This is a genomic window from Massilia sp. Root351 (assembly GCF_001425045.1).
In the GTDB taxonomy this organism is placed as follows: Bacteria; Pseudomonadota; Gammaproteobacteria; order Burkholderiales; family Burkholderiaceae_D; genus Rugamonas.
The window spans coordinates 443,829-462,849 of the sequence record NZ_LMDJ01000001.1 but is presented as its reverse complement, the minus strand read 5'-3'; the positions used below and the strand labels follow the sequence as shown (position 1 = coordinate 462,849).

General features: G+C 66.0%; 18 protein-coding genes. 11 read left to right on the top strand and 7 right to left on the bottom strand.

Annotation, left to right across the window (positions count from 1 at the left end; genetic code table 11):
- Positions 1 to 110: 110 nt before the first annotated feature.
- A complete protein-coding gene (locus ASD15_RS02065; protein ID WP_162249873.1) occupies positions 111 to 2,303 on the top strand; it encodes a TonB-dependent siderophore receptor in 2,193 nt (730 codons plus the stop codon).
- Positions 2,304 to 2,390: 87 nt separating this feature from the next.
- Positions 2,391 to 3,521 carry a hypothetical protein gene (locus tag ASD15_RS02060; protein WP_057153077.1) on the top strand — a complete coding sequence of 377 codons (1,131 nt, stop codon included), beginning with the start codon at positions 2,391 to 2,393 and terminating at the stop codon, positions 3,519 to 3,521.
- A 20-nt stretch (positions 3,522 to 3,541) separates the two neighbouring features.
- Here ASD15_RS02060 and ASD15_RS02055 read toward each other — a convergent pair whose 3' ends face one another.
- Positions 3,542 to 4,630, bottom strand: coding sequence for a TRAP transporter substrate-binding protein (locus ASD15_RS02055; RefSeq protein WP_057153076.1), 1,089 nt, complete (start codon positions 4,628 to 4,630; stop codon positions 3,542 to 3,544).
- A gap of 72 nt (positions 4,631 to 4,702) precedes the next feature.
- Positions 4,703 to 6,055 (bottom strand): metalloprotease PmbA, encoded by a 1,353-nt coding sequence (gene pmbA / locus ASD15_RS02050; protein ID WP_057153075.1) that lies wholly within the window; start codon positions 6,053 to 6,055, stop codon positions 4,703 to 4,705.
- A 93-nt stretch (positions 6,056 to 6,148) separates the two neighbouring features.
- On the opposite strand from pmbA, the gene yjgA reads away from it, so the two are divergent.
- From yjgA to ASD15_RS02030, 4 genes are read left to right on the top strand one after another with little or no spacing between them, the layout of a single operon-like run.
- Positions 6,149 to 6,754, top strand: a complete 606-nt coding sequence (gene yjgA, locus ASD15_RS02045) for a ribosome biogenesis factor YjgA (RefSeq protein ID WP_057153074.1) — start codon at positions 6,149 to 6,151, stop codon at positions 6,752 to 6,754.
- The gene (mog, locus tag ASD15_RS02040) at positions 6,744 to 7,355 is read left to right on the top strand and encodes a molybdopterin adenylyltransferase (RefSeq protein WP_057153073.1); all 612 of its coding nucleotides are present in this window, start codon (positions 6,744 to 6,746) and stop codon (positions 7,353 to 7,355) included. Before yjgA ends, mog begins: the two co-directional genes overlap by 11 nt.
- A 9-nt stretch (positions 7,356 to 7,364) precedes the next feature.
- The gene (locus ASD15_RS02035; protein WP_057153072.1) at positions 7,365 to 8,033 is read left to right on the top strand and encodes an alpha/beta hydrolase; all 669 of its coding nucleotides are present in this window, start codon (positions 7,365 to 7,367) and stop codon (positions 8,031 to 8,033) included.
- 27 nt (positions 8,034 to 8,060) lie between these two features.
- The gene (locus tag ASD15_RS02030) at positions 8,061 to 8,336 is read left to right on the top strand and encodes a hypothetical protein (RefSeq protein WP_057153071.1); all 276 of its coding nucleotides are present in this window, start codon (positions 8,061 to 8,063) and stop codon (positions 8,334 to 8,336) included.
- Positions 8,337 to 8,366: 30 nt separating this feature from the next.
- Here ASD15_RS02030 and ASD15_RS02025 read toward each other — a convergent pair whose 3' ends face one another.
- Positions 8,367 to 8,918 carry a carboxymuconolactone decarboxylase family protein gene (locus ASD15_RS02025; protein WP_057153070.1) on the bottom strand — a complete coding sequence of 184 codons (552 nt, stop codon included), beginning with the start codon at positions 8,916 to 8,918 and terminating at the stop codon, positions 8,367 to 8,369.
- 126 nt (positions 8,919 to 9,044) lie between these two features.
- Here ASD15_RS02025 and ASD15_RS02020 point away from each other — a divergent pair, with 126 nt between their 5' ends.
- Both ASD15_RS02020 and ASD15_RS02015 read left to right on the top strand, forming a co-directional pair.
- Positions 9,045 to 9,620 carry a PEP-CTERM sorting domain-containing protein gene (locus ASD15_RS02020; protein WP_082551488.1) on the top strand — a complete coding sequence of 192 codons (576 nt, stop codon included), beginning with the start codon at positions 9,045 to 9,047 and terminating at the stop codon, positions 9,618 to 9,620.
- Between the two features lie 91 nt (positions 9,621 to 9,711).
- Positions 9,712 to 11,034 (top strand): aspartate aminotransferase family protein, encoded by a 1,323-nt coding sequence (locus tag ASD15_RS02015; protein WP_057153068.1) that lies wholly within the window; start codon positions 9,712 to 9,714, stop codon positions 11,032 to 11,034.
- A 72-nt stretch (positions 11,035 to 11,106) separates the two neighbouring features.
- On the opposite strand, the gene ASD15_RS02010 is transcribed toward ASD15_RS02015, so the two are convergent.
- Genes ASD15_RS02010 through ASD15_RS02000 form a run of 3 tightly spaced genes read right to left on the bottom strand, consistent with a single transcriptional unit; the run spans position 11,107 to position 14,846 of the window.
- The gene (locus ASD15_RS02010) at positions 11,107 to 11,958 is read right to left on the bottom strand and encodes a fumarylacetoacetate hydrolase family protein (RefSeq protein ID WP_057153067.1); all 852 of its coding nucleotides are present in this window, start codon (positions 11,956 to 11,958) and stop codon (positions 11,107 to 11,109) included.
- Entirely contained in the window at positions 11,906 to 13,438 is a 1,533-nt protein-coding gene (locus ASD15_RS02005; RefSeq protein ID WP_082551487.1) for an MFS transporter, read from the bottom strand. Before ASD15_RS02005 ends, ASD15_RS02010 begins: the two co-directional genes overlap by 53 nt.
- Before the next feature lie 13 nt (positions 13,439 to 13,451).
- The gene (locus ASD15_RS02000; protein ID WP_057153066.1) at positions 13,452 to 14,846 is read right to left on the bottom strand and encodes a KamA family radical SAM protein; all 1,395 of its coding nucleotides are present in this window, start codon (positions 14,844 to 14,846) and stop codon (positions 13,452 to 13,454) included.
- Positions 14,847 to 15,083: 237 nt separating this feature from the next.
- On the opposite strand from ASD15_RS02000, the gene ASD15_RS01995 reads away from it, so the two are divergent.
- Positions 15,084 to 15,539 carry a cache domain-containing protein gene (locus ASD15_RS01995; protein WP_229418063.1) on the top strand — a complete coding sequence of 152 codons (456 nt, stop codon included), beginning with the start codon at positions 15,084 to 15,086 and terminating at the stop codon, positions 15,537 to 15,539.
- A gap of 42 nt (positions 15,540 to 15,581) precedes the next feature.
- On the top strand, positions 15,582 to 17,240 hold the full coding sequence (locus ASD15_RS01990; RefSeq protein WP_057153064.1) for a methyl-accepting chemotaxis protein: 1,659 nt from the start codon (positions 15,582 to 15,584) through the stop codon (positions 17,238 to 17,240).
- Between the two features lie 157 nt (positions 17,241 to 17,397).
- Here ASD15_RS01990 and ASD15_RS01985 read toward each other — a convergent pair whose 3' ends face one another.
- On the bottom strand, positions 17,398 to 17,973 hold the full coding sequence (locus ASD15_RS01985) for a DNA-3-methyladenine glycosylase (protein ID WP_057153063.1): 576 nt from the start codon (positions 17,971 to 17,973) through the stop codon (positions 17,398 to 17,400).
- A 173-nt stretch (positions 17,974 to 18,146) separates the two neighbouring features.
- On the opposite strand from ASD15_RS01985, the gene ASD15_RS01980 reads away from it, so the two are divergent.
- Positions 18,147 to 19,013, top strand: a complete 867-nt coding sequence (locus tag ASD15_RS01980) for an HDOD domain-containing protein (RefSeq protein WP_057153062.1) — start codon at positions 18,147 to 18,149, stop codon at positions 19,011 to 19,013.
- Positions 19,014 to 19,021 lie beyond the last annotated feature (8 nt).

Genomic DNA, 19,021 nt, shown 5'->3' with positions numbered 1-19,021 from the left:
ATAGCCAATTGAAAGTAGGCAACGTTCCTATTACCATAACGGCAAAGTGGACAAAGCCCGCCTCTGAGCGGGCTTTTTCTTGTGCAAACATTACCCAATCGGCAACCACCATGACCCAACGGCTCCGCCCGTCCCCCACCTTGCTGCGCCTGCTGGCCGCAGTTCCCGTTCTCATCAGCAGCGCCCAGGCCTACGCGGCCGACGAACCGGTCCAGCCCGCCAAGCAGCCGATTCAAAAGGTGGAGATCAAGGGCGCGGCCGAGACCTATGACGCGCGCCGCAACGACACCGCCACCAAGATCGTGGTGACGCAGGAAGAAATCCTGAAGAACGGCGACACCACCATCGGCGAGGTGCTCAAGCGCCTGCCGGGCATCACCGTGGGCGGCGTGCAGGGGCGCGGCGGCGACATCCGCATGCGCGGCCTGGGCAGCGGCTACACCCAGATCATGCTGAACGGCGAACCGGCGCCGCCCGGCTTCTCGCTGGACTCGCTGTCGCCGGACATGATCGAGCGCATCGAAGTGATGCGCGCGGCCACCGCCGAATTTAGCACCCAGGCCATCGCCGGCGGCATCAACATCGTGCTGAAGAAAGCCATCGTCACGGCCCAGCGCGAAGTCAAAGTGGGCCTGCAGGACGACAACGGCAAGCTCGGCACCAACACCAACTTCCAGCTCTCCGACCGCAAGGGCGCCATTTCCTACGCGGTGGGCGGCGGCGTCACCTACGGCAAGTTCAACCGCCCGGCGGAAATCGTCACCACCGGCTACACCCCGGCAGGCGAACAGCACCTGCTGCGCCGCACCGAGCAGACCAGCCAGGGCACCTTCCAGGCGCTGAACCTGTCGCCGCGCGTGAACGTCAACCTCGGCCCGAACGACATCGTCACCTCGCAAAGCTTCGTCAACGTGAACCGCTTCCGCGGCGACACCGACGAGCGCGTGAATACACTGCAAGGCAAGCTGCCGCGCTACAGCGCCACCAGCGTGAACATCGATTCCGACGTCGCCCTGCTGCGCACCGACCTGACCTGGACCCGCAAGCTGGCCGCCGGCGCCAAGCTGGAAGTGAAAGGCGGCGCCAATTACAACAAGCGCTCCACCGAAGCGCCCACGCTGCAGTACTTCGCCAACAACGTGCTGGCGGTGGACCGCCTGGTCACGTCCGACTCCACCGACAAGGGCTTCACCACCACCGGCAAATACTCCACGCCGCTGTTCGAAGGCCACGCGCTGGCCACCGGCTGGGACGCCGGCTACAGCAAGCGCGACGAAGACCGCATCCAGCGCGAAAGCAGCCCGATCGGCGCGCCGGTGTCCGACCTGGACCAGGTCTACAACGCCGAGGTGCAGCGCCTGGCCCTGTACGCGCAGGACGAATGGACCATCACGGACCGCTGGTCGGTGTACTTCGGCCTGCGCTGGGAAGGCATCGAGACCACCAGCGAAGGCAACGACTATGCGCCGGTGAGCAACAAGTCCAGCGTGTGGAGCCCGCTGTTCCAGACCTTGTGGAAAATCCCCGGCAGCAAGGCCGACCAGGTCCGCCTGGGCATTTCGCGCACCTACAAGGCGCCTGGCGTCAACAGCCTGATCCCGCGCCGCTTCGCCGCCAACAACAACACCGCCACCAGCCCGGACCAGACCGGCAACCCGCTGCTGAAACCGGAACTGGCGTGGGGCCTGGACCTGGCGTTCGAGCATTACCTGCCGGGCGGCGGCCTGATGACGGCCAGCACCTTCGTGCGCCGCATCAAGGACATCACGCGCCAGCAGGTGGCGCTGGTCGACGGCCTGTACGTGTCGCGCCCCATGAACGCCGGCACCGCCAACACGCGCGGCATCGAACTGGAAGCCAAGCTGCCGCTGCGCTCCATGTACCCGACAGCGCCGGCCATCGAAATGCGCGCCAACCTGTCGCGCAACTGGTCCGACCTGGACTCCGTGCCCGGCCCGAACAACCGCCTGGACCAGCAGACCCCGGTCAGCGGCACGGTCGGCGCGGACTGGAAACTGGACAGCTTGCCGCTCACGCTGGGCGGCAGCTTCAGCTTCCAGAGCGGCGGCCCGGTGCGCATCTCGGAGAAACAGTACGCGTACTCGATACCGAAGCGTTCGCTGGACCTGTACGGCTTGTGGAAATTCACCCCGAAGACCCAGCTGCGCGTGGCCGTGGCCAACGCCCTGCACCAGGACAACTACAGCGAATCGACCTTCGTCGAACCTACCGGCACCCTGCGCGACGGCACCCTCACCCCCACCACCGCCGTGGTGCGCGCGCTGCTGGAAATGAAATTCTGATGTAGCACAAGCCCGCCGCGAGTTTATGCTTGCGGCGGCGTGCGCCTGCGCAGATCATGGTCTCCAGCGCCTTGCTTGGAGAACGCCATGAAAAAACCGATGCTGTTGTCCCTGCTGTGCCTGTCCGCCTGCAGCATGCCCTACCGCCCCGCGCAGTTCATGGAAGCGGGCACCACCTTTCCGGGCCTGGCCCATTTTGTCGAACACACGCCCGGCCACCGGGTCGACGTGCTGCTGGTGCACGGCATGTGCACGCACGACGCCAGCTGGGCCAAGGAGACCGTGCGGCAGCTCGGCAGCGCGCTGGCCGCCCACCTGCCGCCGGCCGCCCCGGCGCTGTCCAGGGCCGCGCCGGGGCAGATCGAGATCATCCCCGCCACCGTGCCCGCCGGCGACGGCGCGGTCCGCTTCCAGTCGCTGATCTGGTCGCCGCTGACCACGCCCCTCAAGCAGCAGCTGTGCTACGACCAGACCGACAAATCCCCCGTCTGCCAGGGCAGCCCGCCCTACGCGCCGCAGCGCGCCGGCGTCAACGCCCGGGTGAAGGACCGGCTGATGGACGACTGCCTGCCCGATGCGCTGATCTACCAGGGCGAAGCGCGCGGCCAGATCCAGCAGCGCATGCGCGACGCGGTGCTGCGCGCCACGGCAGGCGCGGCGCCGGATGCGCCGCTGGTGGTGATCGCGGAAAGCCTGGGCAGCAAGATCCTGTTCGACACGCTGAGCAGCATGCTGGACGAACGCGGCGCCGCACCCGGGGCGACAAGAGCAGCGGAAGCCGCCCAGCAAACGCTGGACCGCCTGGCCTACCTGGTGATGGCGGCCAACCAGATTCCCATCCTGGGCCTGGCCGACCAGGGGCTGCCGCTGGAAGTGGGCCGCCGCGCGCTGCCGCAGGACAGCCTGCAGCGCGTGCTGGAGCGGCGCCGCCCGCGCAGCGCCGGCGCCCCGGCACCGGCGGCATCGGAAGCACCGGCCGCCATCGCCGGCCTGACGCTGCTGGCCTTCACCGACCCGAACGATCTGCTGTCCTACACGCTGCTCAAGGAAAAGTACGAACGCCCGGGCGTGGCGGTGCACAACGTGCTGGTATCCAACGCCCGCACCTGGTTCGGCGCCTTCGAAAATCCCGTCGACGCCCACGTGCGCTACCTCGACAACCCCGACGTCGCCCGCCTGATCACCTGTGGCCAGCCCCAGAGCACTCTTTGCCGATAAGCAAAATGTGCGGAATTAAGTTACTTGCCGCGGCCGGCGCTGATGAGGAAGTTCTGCATTGTCGCTTCGGCCACCGAGGCCCACTGGTTCTGGTCCTGGCGGAACTTTTTCCATGGCTCGTAGATCTTGGCGAACTTGGCGTTGCGTGCCGCCTCTTCGTTCATGACGTCGTTGGCGGCCTTGTAGCAGGCGTCCATCATGTCTTTCGGGAAGTTGCGCAGCTTGACGCCGCCCTTCAGCAGTTTCGCCAGCGCGGTCGGGTTGCGGAAGTCGTATTCGGCCTGCATCACCACGTGCGCTTCGTACGAGGCGCACTCGATCGCGGCCTGGTATTCCTTGGGCAGCTTTTCCCATTCCTTGATGTTGACGTAGAACGAGAACGAGGCGCCCGCCTCCCACCAGCCCGGCGCGTAGTAGAACGGCGCCACCTTGTGGAAGCCGAGCTTTTCGTCGTCGTACGGGCCGACCCATTCGGCCGCGTCGATGGTGCCTTTTTCCAGCGCCGGGTAGATGTCGCCGCCGGCCAGCTGCTGCGGCACCAGGCCCAGGCGCTCGAGCACCTTGCCGGCGAAGCCGCCCACGCGCATCTTGGTGCCTTTCAGGTCGGCCACGGATTTGACTTCCTTGCGGAACCAGCCGCCCATCTGGGTGCCGGAGTTACCTCCCAGGAAGTTGATGATGCCGTAGCCCTTGAAGAATTCGCGGGTCAGCTCGCGGCCGCCGCCCTGGTCGTACCAGGCGGTGTGCTGGCGCGAGGTCAGGCCGAACGGCACCGCGCAGTCGAAGGCGAAGGTGGCGTCCTTGCCGAAGTAGTAGTAGGAGGCACTGTGGCCGCACTCGACGGTGCCGGCTTGCACCGCGTCCATCACCTGCAGGCCGGGCACGATTTCGCCGCCGGCGAACGAGCGGATGTTGAACTTGCCGCCGGTGAGCTGGGAGACGCGCTTGGTGAAGGTGTCGGCGGCGCCGAAGATGGTGTCCAGCGATTTGGGGAAGCTGGACGCCAGGCGCCAGTTGATGGTGGGCAGCGACTGCGCCAGGGCCGGGGCGGCGATGATGCCTGCGGTGGCGCCGACAGCGGCCTTGGTCATGAATGAACGGCGTTCCATACATTGTCTCCTAGGTTTTTTTAATATGCCGGGGACAGTGTATGGAAACGTGGGCAAGCTTGCAACGGGAAATTAGCTTCCTGCAACAACCATTTTTTCGATCAGGATGGAACCGGTCTGCTTGGTGCCGCGCACCAGTACGTCCGAGCCGATACCGACTATTTGCTGGAACATCTCTTTCATGTTGCCGGCGATGGTGATCTCCTCCACCGGGTACTGGATCACGCCGTTTTCCACCCAGTAGCCGGACGCGCCGCGCGAGTAGTCGCCGGTCACGTAGTTGGTGCCCTGGCCCATCAGTTCGGTCACCAGCAGGCCGGTGCCCATCTTCTTCAGCATGGCCACGAAATCGTCGTTTTTCTTCGTCAGCGAGGACGTCATCGACAGGTTGTGCGAGCCGCCCGCGTTGCCGGTGGTTTGCATGCCCAGCTTGCGCGCCGAGTAGGTCGACAGGAAGTAGCCCTGCACCACGCCGTCCTTGACCACGTCGCGGCGCTGGGTGCGCACGCCTTCCTCGTCGAACGGGGCCGAGCCGACCGCGCCGATCACGTGCGGGTCTTCCTTGATCTGGATATGCGACGGGAAGGCCGACCGGCCCAGGCTGTCGAGCAGGAAGGTGGACTTGCGGTACAGCGCGCCGCCCGAGGTGGCCTGGACGAAGGCGCCCAGCAGGCCGGCCGCCAGCGGCGCTTCGAACAGCACCGGGCAAGTGCGGGTGTCGAGCTTGCGCGCGTTCAGGCGCGCCAGCGCGCGCTCGGCGGCGTAGCGGCCGATGGCTTCGGGCGCGGCCATCCTGGCGGCGTCGCGCACCGAGCTGTACCAGTCGTCGCGCTGCATCTTGGCGCCCTTGCCGGCGATCGGCGCCACCGACAGGGTGTGGCGCGAGTACGGGTAGCCGCCGATGAAGCCGCGCGAGTTGGCCGACACGAAGTGCGACTGCTGCACGTGCACGCCGGCGCCTTCGCTGTTGGTGATGCGCGGGTCCACCTCGAAGGCGGCCGCTTCGGCGCGCTGCGCCAGCGCCACCGCCTCTTCGGTGGAGATCAGCCACGGGTAGTACAGCTGCAGGTCGCGCGGGTTCTTCTCCAGCATGTCCTCGTCGGCCAGGCCGGCGCAGTCGTCGTCGGCGGTGAAATTGGCGATGTTGTAAGCCGCGTCCACGGTGGCGCGCAGCGAGGCCGGCGAAAAGTCCGAGGTGCTGGCGTTGCCGCGCTTCTGGCCGATGAACACGGTCACGCCCAGGCCCTTGTCGCGGTTTTGCTCGATGGTTTCGATTTTCGCCTTGCGCACAGAGACGGACAAGCCGCTGCCCTCGCTGATCTCGACGGCGGCATCGGTGCCGCCCTTCTCGCGCGCGTACGCCAAAACGTCGCGTGCAAGCTGCTTCAATTGATCCTGGCTGTGGCTAAATGCGGAGTCGCTCATGTGGTGTTTTCTTCGGGTGACCGTTAAAACAGTTATCATAGCAGTCGTTTACAGTTTTTACAGGCCGGGTTCATGCCCTGCCTCACAGTTATCATGCCAAATGCAAACCGGGGCGCCGTCGGCTTCCAATCTTCCGAGTTCGAACAAGAATACGAGCGCCCATCTAAAACCGAACTCAAGCGCCAGTCCGACGCCCTGCAGGCGCTCGGCGCCGAGCTGGTGGAAGCCCCGCGCGACCGCGTCAAGCGCGTCCCCATGCCGGAGGACGTGAAAGAGGCCATCCTGACTTGCCAAACTATCACTAATCACGAAGGCCGCCGCCGCGCGATGCAGTTCGTGGGCAAGAAGATGCGCACCCTGGACGAGGAAGAAGTGGCCGTCATCCAGCGCACCATCGAGGGCTGGAAAGGCGCGTCCAAGGCCGACACGGCCGCCATGCACGCGCTGGAACGCCGCCGCGACAAGCTGCTGGCCGACGACAACGCGCTCACCACGCTGCTGTCGGAGAACCCGGAACTGGACGTGCAGCACCTGCGCACCCTGATCCGCAACGCCCGCAAGGAGCAGGCCGAGAACAAGCCGCCCAAGGCTTACCGCGAGATCTTCCAGATCCTGAAGCAGGTCGACGCCAAGCACCGCAAAGCCAAGGCCGACGATGCCGACGCCGAGGATGAGGACAGCGAAGAAGATGACGAGTGACGTGGCAGCGCCGGTGCTGGTGATCGGCCTGGTGTCGGTGTCCGACCGCGCCAGCGGCGGCGTCTATGAAGACCAGGGCCTGCCCGCGCTGCAGGAATGGCTGGCGTGCGCGCTGACGACGCCCTTCCGCGTCGAAACCCGCTTGATTCCCGACGAGCGCGCGCAGATCGAAGCGACGCTGGTGGAACTGGTCGACACCGCCCGCTGCCACCTGGTGCTGACCACCGGCGGCACCGGCCCTGCGCGGCGCGACGTGACGCCGGAGGCCACGCTGGCCATCGGCACCAAGGAAATGCCCGGCTTCGGCGAGCAGATGCGCCAGATCAGCCTGCAGTTCGTGCCAACCGCCATCCTGTCGCGCCAGACCGCCGTGATCCGCGAGATCGATGGCCACGCCGCGCTGGTGATGAACCTGCCCGGCCAGCCGAAAGCCATCAAGGAAACCCTGGAAGGCTTGAAGGACGCCGACGGCAAGCAGCTGGTGGGCGGCATCTTCGCGGCCGTGCCTTACTGCGTGGACCTGATCGGCGGCCCCTACATGGAAACCAATCCGGCGGTATGCAAGGCATTCCGCCCCAAATCGGCAATCAAGCCTGCCTGAGGATTTGCAATGACCGCACTGCTGGAAAACATCGAAATCGAATCGGGCACGAACCCGACCGTGTCCATCATCTGGATGCATGGCCTGGGCGCCGACGGCAACGACTTCGTGCCCATGGTAAATGAGCTGGACCTGGACGGCCTGCCCGCCATCCGCTTCATCTTTCCGCATGCGAACACCATGCCGGTGACCATCAACAACGGCTACGTGATGCGCTCCTGGTACGACATCGTCCACACCGACCTGGGCCGCCAGGAAGATGAAAAAGGCCTGCGCGCCTCGCAGCTGCAGGTGGAAGCACTGATCGCGCGCGAAAAAGCGCGCGGCATCCCGGCCCACCGCATCATCCTGGCCGGCTTCTCGCAAGGCTGCGCCATGACCCTGCAGGCAGGCTTGCGCCACCCTGAAAAGCTGGCTGGCCTGATGTGCCTGTCCGGCTATGTGCCGCTGGCCGACAAGGTCGCCGCCGAGCGCAGCGAAGCCAGCCTGCAAGTGCCGGTCTTCATGGTGCACGGCCGTATGGACCCGGTGATCCCGGTGGCCCGCGCCGAGGCCTCGCGCGACCTGCTGGCCAAGCTGGGCTACCAGGTGGAATGGCACGACTACTACATGCAGCACTCGCTGTGCCAGGAAGAGGTTGTGCACATCAGCGCATGGCTGAAGAAGGTCCTGGCCTAACCCCCGCAGTACCACTGAAAGCAGAAAATGAAGAAAACCGGCATGGCAAAAAGCGACGCCAAGAAGTTGATGGGCAAGATGGTTGCCCCTGGCGCGGCCGGATTCGGCAACACCGGCGCCGCCGGCGAGGTGGTGGACAAGCGCGAACAGCGCCGCCGCGACCAGGCGCTGGGCCTCGTGCCCTTCGCCGTCAAGCTCAATAGCGACCTGGTGGCGCAGCTGCAAGCGCTGGCCAAAGACAGCGGCAAAGACCTCAACGAAGTTGTCGCCGACGTGGTAACCCGCGGCCTGGCACCGCAATAAGCCGCCAATGCCGCGCCGCCAAGCCCGCAGCTAGGGCAGCGGCGCCACGCCCGACAGCGGCGCTGCCGACTGCGCGGCATTCATCACCATCGCCAGGAACGTGTAGTAGCCGTTCAACCCCATCAAATCCACCACCCCGTGCTCGCCGAAGCGCGCCAATGCGGCGCTGTAGGTGGCGTCGCACACCCGCTTGTTCCTGTGCAGTTCCACACAGAAGTCGTGCACCAGCGCCTCGTCGTCCATCATGGCGTCGGGCCGGCGCCGCCCGGCGATCGCCTCCACCATGGCGGGGCTGATCCCTTCCTGCAGCGCGATCGGCGCGTGGATCGCCCACTCCACCTGCTGGTCCCACTGCCGCGCCGTCACCAGGATGGCCAATTCCGACAGGCGCGTGCCGATGGCGCTGCGGTAGCGCAGGTATTCGCCCATGCGCTGCGCGCATTCCATCAGCTCCGGGCTGCGTATCAAGGGCACGAAGGGGCCGTACAGCGCGCCGCGCGGGCCGTCGATGATGGCTTGGGCGGCGGCTTGCTGCTGCGGCGAGAGCTCTGCGAAGGGAATGGGGCCGAGGCGTTCTGTCATGCGGAAATATTAGCAAACAACTCTTGGCTTAAGTGAGCCGTGTTTGCGTTTTTCGACATTGTGCTCACTAGCTGCGTGATATTTATTAAGGCGCAGTCCCACATCGATTCCAGAAAGGAGCAACACATGTCTTCAATTCTCAAACGCATCGTAGCGCCCGTGGCGCTTGCGGCCTGTCTCGGCATGGCGGGCAACGCCAACGCGGGCGTCCTGGAGTTCCAGGGCGTCACCTTCACGACTTCCTTCATGGCAAACGTGCTGCGCCTCGAAATCGACGCCGCCAATCCCACCGGCGACTGGTCCACCGCCACCACGCTGGGCATGCTCGGCATAAAGGACGTTGGCTCGTTCAGCAGCGTATCGCTGACGGCGGCGCCACCCGGTGGCCTCAGTTGGACGATCAACAACAACGAGCTGTCCGCCAACGGCTGCGTCAACGGCGCCAACCCCATGAAAATCTGCGCCTTCGGCTCGCACCTGGCGCTGACGGACGATATGGTGTTCGAGTTCACCTTCACCGGCGGCACGCAAGACTTCACGTCGCCGCACCTGAAGGTCGGCATGTACGAGGGCGACAGCCCGGACAAGGTGGGCAGCCTGATGTCGCTGAACGTGCCCGCCATCCCCGAGCCCGAAACCTACGGCATGCTGCTGGCCGGCCTGGCCCTGGTGGGGGCGCTGGCACGCAAGCGCGCATCCTGACGGAAATTTTTCGCACCGGAAGCGACAAAAATCAACAACTCCGGCTGCGCGGCGATCTATTGTCGTCTCTCCATATCAACCGGAGGACGACATGAGCCACATCATTCACCGCAGCCTGCGCCAGATGCCGCCGATTGCCGTCGGCGGCAAAGGCATCACCCTCCGCGACAGCCGTGGCAATACCTATCTCGACGCCAGCGGCGGCGCCGCCGTGTCCTCGCTGGGCCACGGCCACCCGGACGTGCTGGCGGCCATGCATGCGCAGATCGACCGCCTGGCCTACGCCCACACCGGCTTTTTCACCAGCGAAGTTGCCGAGGAACTGGCCACGCGCCTGGCCTTCGACGCGCCGGGCGACCTGAATCACGTCTACCTGGTGTCAGGCGGTTCCGAGGCGATGGAAACGGCGCTCAAGCTGGCGCGCCAGTACTTCGTGGAGAGCGGCCAGGCGCAGCGCAGCGTGTTCATCGCGCGCCGCCAGAGCTACCACGGCAACACGCTCGGCGCGCTGGCGCTGGGCGGCAACGAATCGCGCCGCAAGCATTTCGCGCCGCTGCTGATGGACGTGCGGCGCGTGTCGGCCTGCTACGAATACCGCGACCGCCTGCCGCAGCAGACGCTGAACGACTACACCGCCTCGTTGCTGGCGGAACTGGAAGCGGAGATCCTGGCGGCCGGGCCGGAGAAGGTGATCGGCTTCTGCGCCGAACCGGTGGTGGGCGCCACCGGCGGCGCCATTACCGCCACGCCCGGCTACTTCAAGGGCGTGCGCGCGCTGTGCGACAAGTACGGCGTGCTGCTGATCGCCGACGAGGTGATGTGCGGCATGGGCCGCACCGGCACGCTGTACGCGGTGGAGCAGGAAAACGTGCTGCCGGACCTGGTGGCGCTGGGCAAAGGGCTGGGCGCCGGCTACCAGCCGATCGGCGCGGTGCTGGCCCGCGAACACGTGGTGCAGCGCATCCGCGAAGGCAGCGGTGTGTTCCAGCACGGGCACACGTACATCGGCCACCCGGTGGCTGCGGCGGCGGCGCTGACGGTGCAGCGCGTGATCCAGCGCGACTGCCTGCTGGGCGCGGTGACCGTGCGCGGGGCGGCGTTCCGGCGCATGCTGAAGGAGGCTTTCGGCAACCATCCGCACGTGGGCGATATCCGGGGACGGGGGCTGTTCTGGGCGCTGGAGCTGGTGCAAGAACGCGAGAGCAAGGAGCCGTTCGCGCCGGCCGCCAGGATGCATGCGGCGGTCAAGGAGGCGGCCATGGGGCGCGGGCTGATGGTGTATCCGATGGGAGGCACCATCGACGGCGAGCGCGGCGACCATGTGCTGCTGGCGCCACCCTTCATCGCCACCGAGGCGGAGCTGGCGGAGATCGTGGGGCGGCTGCAGGAGGCGCTGGCCAGGGCGCTGGCGTGACGTGGCCGCTCGGGGCTACGCCACAACCTCCCTGCGAAATGCGCAGCCGTGCAAGCGCCTGGCCCGCCGCGGTCAATACTGCTGGTAAGCGATGACGTCCTGCTGCTGTTCGCCCAGGCCGGCGATACCGAGGCGCATGAAGTCGCCCTTCTTCAGGAAGCGCTTCGGCTTGCGCGCGTTGCCCACGCCGGGCGGCGTGCCGGTGGCGATCACGTCGCCCGGTTCCAGCGTCATGTACTGCGACAGGTAGCTGACGATCTGGCGCACCGAGAAGATCATGTTTTCGGTGCTGCCGGTCTGCATGCGCTTGCCGTTCAGTTCCAGGTACAGGTCCAGCTTGTCGATGTGGTAGACCTCGTCGCGCGTCACCAGCCATGGACCGACCGGACCGAAGGTGTCGCAGCCCTTGCCCTTGTCCCACTGCGAGCCCTGCTCCAGCTGGTACTCGCGTTCGGACAGGTCGTTGACCACGCAGTAGCCGGCGATGTGCTTCTCGGCGTCGGCCTCGCTCACATAGCGCGCGCGCGTACCAATGATGATGCCCAGCTCCACTTCCCAGTCGGTCTTCCTGGAACCCTTCGGCAGCATCACGGGATCGTCCGCGCCGGACAGGCAGGTGGTGGCCTTCATGAACACGATCGGTTCCTTCGGAATCGGCAGATTCATCTCGGCTGCATGATCGTAGTAGTTCAGACCGATGCCGATGAACTTGCCCACTTTCGCCACCGGTACGCCCATGCGCGGATTGCCGCGCACCAGCGGCAGGTCCGCGTGCGCGATCTTGGACAGCTTCTTGATGGCCTTGTCGGACAGCTGCTCGGGACCGATGTCATCGATCACGCCGGACAGGTCGCGCAGCTTGCCTTCATCATCAATCAGGCCGGGCTTCTCTTTGCCGGGACGGCCGTAACGAACCAGTTTCATAATCTTCCTTGGAGTTGATAGCCGCCATTTTACCGGATCGCGCGGAGCGACCCCGGCGGCGCGCAAGGAAGCGTACCAGCCCGGCCAGTTGCAGCAGCACCAGCACGCCGAACGCGGTACGGTAAGCCACGGCCGGATAGTGCTGCAAGGCGTCCGGCCGCCACAGTCCGACGATGGCGCCGAAGCCCGCCTGCACGGCGAACGCGCCCAGGAATATCAACAGGTTCAGGCACGTGGAGGCGCGTCCGGTGAGCGCCGGCGGCATGGCCTGCGCGACGATGGCGTACTCGATTCCGGTGATGGTGCCCACCAGCGTAAACAGCACCGACAGCAGCTGGTAGCTGGGCGCCCAGTCCAGCACGAAGCCGCACTGGATGGCGATGTAGAGGGCGATGCCGGCGGCCGCCACGCTGAGCGGCGCGATGTTTTTGCGCGCGGCCCATTCAGTGATCATGCCGACCGAGATGGCGCCGAAGATGACAGCCGCCATGCCGAGGTAAAGCAGCCAGGCGATGGCCTGCTGGTCGAAGTGCGCCACGTCGTTCAGCCAGCGCGCGACCCACAGGCCCTGGATGCCGAAGAACACGGCGTGCGGCATCAGCACCAGGCAGGCGGTCTCGCGGAACATGGGATTGGCGCAGACCTCGGCCAGCATGCGCCGCGTGAAGGAAGTGCGCGGCGTCTCCGGCGGCGTCGGCGCCAGCAGGAAAATCAGCAGCGCGACGATGGCGCAGCCGGCCGCCAGCGCGATGAACAGCCAGCGCCAGTCGATGTAGCGCAGCGCCAGCCGCACCGGCAAGGTGGCGCTGGCCGCGCCCAGGCCGCCGGCGGCGATCAGGTAGCCTTGCACCGACGGCAGCCTGGCCGGCGAGATCCAGGTGGAGATGGATTTGACGGCGGCCATGAAGCAGCCCGCCAGGCCGATGCCCATCAGCGCGCGCGCCAGCAGCAGCTGGTTCAGCTCGCGGCTGCCGGCAAACGCCAGCGCGCCCGCGGCGGCCAGGCACAGCATGGCGAACTGCACGCGGCGCGGGCCGTAGCGGTCCAGCGCCACGCCCACCGGCAGCTGCACCAGCGCAAAAGAGAAGAAATAGGCGCTGGTGAGCAGTCCAAGCTGGGCGGGCGTGAGCGCCAGTTCGGCCATCAGCTGCGGCGCCAGGACGGCGTTCACATTGCGCAGCAAGCTGGAGAGGTAGTGGCCCAGCGCGAACGGCAGGAACACCAGCAAGAACACCTGCGCGCCCGGCAGCGAGCCGGGTTGGCGCACGCGGCCGATAACGGCCGGAACGCCATATGCCAGCCATGACGATGCGCTGGCCGCGGCTCCATGGCCGGTTGCGGAACCCGCCCCACGGGGTGGCGGCCCGCACGCGGCATCGGCAGGATCGGCGCCTGCGTAGGGCGGGCTAGACGCCGTCGTATCCCGCCAAGCCTGCGCCTCGGCGGCGCGCGCGCCACCGTCGGAACCCCCATCGGCCATGGCGTCATCTCCATCAGGCCGCGTTGCTGCGCGAGCCGCAGGACGGCGACGGCACCGCGCCGGCGCGCGCGGTGGCAAGCCGAATGATCTTGCGCGGCGGCGTCTGGCCTTCCTCGAAGAAGAACTTCTCCTTGCCGAAAGCCGGCACCAGCTCGTCCATCCACGTGGCGTCGGCATCGTACCTGGCATAAAACGGCCTGCGCACCCAGTCCGCATTGCGCGCCTGCAGGAACTGCAAAGCGAACACCTTTTCGCCGGCGATGGTGGCCACGCCGTCGATCACCACCTTGCCCGGGAATGCGCTCATGGACGGCCCGCGCACCGTGCGCGACAAGCCGGACACCATCTGGTAAGCCTGCTGGAAAATTTCGTGCGCGCGCGCCAGCGGCAGCTGGAAGTACTCGCGCGGCCCGGTGTCCCGCTCCACGAACATGTAGTACGGAATGGCCCCCAGCCGCACGCCGGTGGTCCACAGCTCGGCCCAGCTCTTCGGGTCCTCGTTGATGTGGCGGATCAGCGGCCCCTGCATGCGCAGGGTGGCGCCGGTGCCGACGATGCGCTTGACCGCCTTCTGCGCAATCTCCTGCCTCAGCTCCACCGCGTGGTTGTAGTGTCCCATGATGGCCATGTTCTTGCCCGACGCAACCACCCGCTCGAACAGGCGCAGCAAATCATCTGCATCCTTGTCGGACACGAAGCGCTGCGGCCAATACGCCACCGACTTGGTGCCGATGCGGATGTTCTGGATGTGCGCCAGCTCCGGCGCCAGCAGGGGTTCGATGAACGCTGTAAGCGAGCGCGTATTCATGATCAGCGGGTCGCCGCCGGTAATCAGCACGTCCGTCACTTCCTTGTGCTCGCGCAGGTAAGCCGCCAGCTGCGCCGTTTCCCTGGCGTCGAATTTCATGTCCTCCATGCCCACGAACTGCGGCCAGCGAAAGCAGAAAGTGCAGTAAGCGTGGCAGGTCTGCCCGGCGCTGGGGAAAAACAGCACCGTCTCCTTGTACTTGTGCTGCAGGCCTTTGAGCGGCGCGTCGTTCACGCGCGGCACGTTGTGCGTCATCTGTCCGGCCGGGTGCGGGTTCATGCGCATGCGCAGGCCGTGCACGTAGCGCGCAATGGCCGCGTCGTCCTTCTTCGCCAGCACCAGGTCGCGCAGGTGCGCGTACTCCTCCGGCGCCAGCATGTCGCGGTGCGGGAAGACCAAGCGGTAGATCGGATCGTCCGGCACCTTGTTCCAGTCGATCAGCTGGTCCAGCACATACTCATTGGTGCGGAACGGCAGCACATGCGACACCACTTGCGTCGCTTCACGCAAGTGGTCCGGCATCCACGCCCACTGGCGGGCCTGGTTGATGGTCTGGCGGGTGTAGGGCTTGAACTTCACGGGCAACGAGTCTGCGGTCATTGCAATCTCCCGGGTGATGGAAATTTGGGTGGGAACTTCATCGTAGTTTTCAACGGCCGGGCCGCGTTGCCGAGGATCAAGTTGCACCCGGCTATTTTCCAGAAAGGCACGTTTTCTTGACGCATCCGCAGCGGCTGAAGATGACTCGCAGCAAGCTTGCGCTATCGCAATTCGGACGCTGCCTGCGGGACGTAAAGTAATCCGACACACAACTCACGGAGGACCTCCATGAAACGCATGCTGATCGGCACCCTGCTCTGCCTGGGCGCAGCTGCCACCATCTCGTCGGCCCGGGCCAGCGCCGAGCCGAGCGAGAAAGACGCCATCGCGATGGCCGAACGCGGCGCCGCCTTCATCAAGGCCAACGGCAAGGAAGAAATGATGAAGAAGATCAGCGCCAAGGACCCGGAGTTCCTGCAGGGTTCGCTGTACGTGGACATGCGCGACATCCACACCGGCATCGTGCTGGCCCACCCGGTCAATCCGGCCATCGTCGGCAAGGACCTGACAGACGTACCGGATGCCAACGGCAAAAAGTACCGCCGCGAGATCATCGAGCTGGCCGCCAAGAAGGGCAAGGGCTGGGTCGACTACATGTACAAGAACCCGACCAGCGGCAAGATCGAACCGAAGACCACCTACATCCTGCGGGTGGGCGACGTGGTGCTGGAAGCCGGCATCTACAAGAAGTAGCAGAAGTGGCGAGCGAATGCGAACCTGGCCGGGGAGGCTGCCATGCTGAACAAACTGCGGATCGGACCGAAACTGCTGCTGGCGCCCTGCCTGGTGCTGGTGCTGCTGGTGGTCACCTCGGCCAGCGCCTACTACGGCATGGTGCGCCAGAACGCCTCGATGGAAAACCTGGTGCAGGTGCGCGCCGCGCGCCTGCAAGCCACCGCCAGCGTGATGGGCGACGCCAGGTTCGCGCACGCCAATATCTACCAGCTGCTGGCCTGGATCAACGGCAGTTTCGCACAGGCGCGCCTGGACGCGCTGAGTGCGCAAATCAAGGCGCGCCATGCCAGCGTGGACAAGCAGCTGGCCGCGCTGGCCGGCGTGGCCGACCCGGCCGAACGCAAATTCGTCGACGCCTCCGCGCAGGCGCTGGCCGGCTACCGCAAACAGGTGCTGGAGACCATGGAGATCGCCGCGGTCGACCAGTCCATCGCCACCAATTCCATGGCCAAGGCAGAGGCGCAGTTCGTGCTGCTCAACGAGCAGCTGGGCCAGCTGGCCGCGCTGGAGAAGCACCTGAGCGAACAGGCCCACAGCCAGGCCCGGGCCGACTTCCAGGCGCTGGGCGTGACCATGGCCGGGCTGGTGCTGCTGTCGATCGCGCTGTCGCTGCTGGCCACGGTACGGGTGCGCGCCGCGCTGCTGCGCGACATCCACGCCATCGGCGACGCAGTGCGCGAACTGGCCGCCGGCCGGCTGGCGCTGGGCAAGCGCAACGAAGGGCGCGACGAAATCGCCGACACGGCACGCGCGCTGGACCAGACCATCGCCAACCTGAGCCAGACGCTGCGCACCGTCACCGGCGCGGTGCAGTCGATCGACACTGCCTCGCACGAAATCGCCAGCGGCAACCTGGACCTGTCCAACCGCACCGAACGCCAGGCCGCGTCGCTGGAAGAAACCGCCAGCGCCATGCAAAACCTGACCCAGGCGGTGCGCCAGAACGCCGACAACGCACGCCTGGCCTGCGCGCTGGCGGCCAGCGCCAGCGGCCTGGCCAGCAAGGGCGGCGCGGCGGTGGCGCAAGCGGTCAACAGCATGGACACCATACGGGCCAGCTCGCGCAAGATCGTGGAAATCATCGGCGTCATCGACGGCATCTCGTTCCAGACCAATATCCTGGCGTTGAACGCGGCAGTGGAAGCGGCGCGCGCGGGCGAGTCCGGGCGGGGCTTTGCCGTGGTGGCCGCCGAAGTGCGTACGCTGGCGCAACGCTCGGCCGGCGCCGCCAGGGAGATCAAGGCCCTGATTGCGGACTCGGTGGCCACCATCGACAGCGGCAGCGCCTGCGTGAACCAGGCCGGCAGCAGCATGGACGACATCGTGGCGTCGGTGCAGCAGGTGAACGACATCATCACCCGCATCAGCGACGCCAGCGCAGAGCAGGCGCAGGGCATCGCCGAGGTCAACCAGGCGGTGGAACGGATAGACGACGTAACGCAGCAGAACGCCGCGCTGGTGGAGCAAGCCGCCGCCGCCGCCGAGAGCCTGCAGCAACAGGCGGCGCAGCTGTCGCTCGCGGTCGGCGTGTTTCAGCTTGACGGCAGCGGCGCCACCAGCGCCGCCGCCGAACGCCGGGCCGAAAACAGCCCGATGCGAAGTACGGCGCTGCTAACCGGAGCACGCCCCAGCATGAAGTCCCAACGCCGCGCAGCTTGACGCTGAATCAGAAGAACTTGACCGGCTGCCATTTAAATTGATAACTCGACATCATCCAAAAATTGGACGGGGCCGGCAGTCCGCGATTGGCCGCCGTCCGTAGCGATACGACATTCGCGCACGAACTGATCACGGCCATCCCTTGTTCCGCCAGCGCCTACCTGAATGGCCGGCTCAGGAAGCGCGAGCCGGCTTCGCCGAAACGCCACGGCAGCTCGATCGCCTTGGAAATCCCGATGCGCGGGCCCACGGCCAGCGCTGCCGGCAACAGCGGCACCGAGGGCGCCACCAGCTCGAACGGCGCAGCCGTCAACGCCAGACCGTTGTGCGCGCGCGTCACCGCCATCGCCTGGCACAGCTTGCCCGGCCCTGAGCACAGCATGCGCACATCCTCACCGCCGCGCCGCACGCGCATCGCGTCCAGCCCGGCCAGCGGCTCGATGGCCCGTATCAGCACCCCGGCGCCGTGCCCTGCCTCGCGGCACACAAAATTCAAGCACCAGTGGATGCCATGCGACAAATACACATAAGCATGCCCCGGCGGCCCGAACATGGAAGCGTTGCGCGCGCTAGGCCCGCTGAAGGTGTGCGCGGCCGGCTCGGTCATGTCGTAGGCCTCGGTTTCCACGATGCGCCCGCCCACGCCATCCACCAGCACGGTCACACCGATGAGCTGCGGCGCCACCTCGTGCGAAGGTGCGTTAAAATCTATCCCAGCAATGATAGTAGTCATAAGTGCAATACTAGCGCGCCCCAGCGGCGCACGCTTGCATGCACGCGGTGCACATCTGCCAATGTTTCGCCGGCACGTGCTGCATTTACACTTTTTTTCTCGGAATTTTGCGCTACAGCAACGCGGAACGAGCGATAATCAGCAATTCGTGCGGACCCGCCCCCCAACCAATCATGAACTCAGTTGCTGCCCCAGCCCCGGTAATCGCCTCCACGGTAGAGGACGCGCTGCTGCGCTCGATCCGCATACCGCCGCGTCCCAGCCTGCTGGTCGATCTGCAACGGGAACTGGCGGAAACCGATCCTTCGCCACGCCGCATCGCCCGCATCATCGGCAACGACGTCGGCATGTCCGGCGCGCTGCTGAAGCTGGCCAATTCGCCTTTCTTCGGCGCCGCGCGCAAGGCCAAGTCGGTCGAGCAGGCCATCAATTTCCTCGGTATTAACCAGTGCGCCGCGCTGCTCACCGGGCTGCTGGCGCGCCAGGCCATCGACGGCAAGGACGGCAACCTGGACAGCTTCTGGGAAATCTCGGCGCGCCGCGCGCAGGCACTGGTGTTCACCTCGCGCAGGCTGCGCATCGCGCCGCCGGACATCGCCCACACCTTCGGCCTGTTCTGCGACATCGGCGTGCCGCTGCTGATGAGCCGCTTCCCGGACTATAAAGACACCTTCGCCATCGCCAGCCGCGACGCCGAACAGAAATTCACGCTGGTCGAGGATGCCCGCCACAGCACCAACCACGCCGCCATCGGCTGCCTGCTGGCACGCAACTGGGGCTTGTCGCCGGACGTGTCCTGGGCCATCCTGCACCATCACGACTACGCCGTGATGAACGACGACGCCACCGACGACGCGGTGCGCTCGCTGGTCGCGCTCTCGGTATTGGCCGACAAGGGCATCCAGCGCCTGCACGGCTACGGCAGCTCGCTGGAGTGGGACAAGGGCGGCGACATCGCCTGCGCCCACCTCGGCTTGTCCGAGGACGAAACCGCCGACCTGCTCGACGAATTGCACGAAACCTTCCACACCGAACATTAAATACGCCA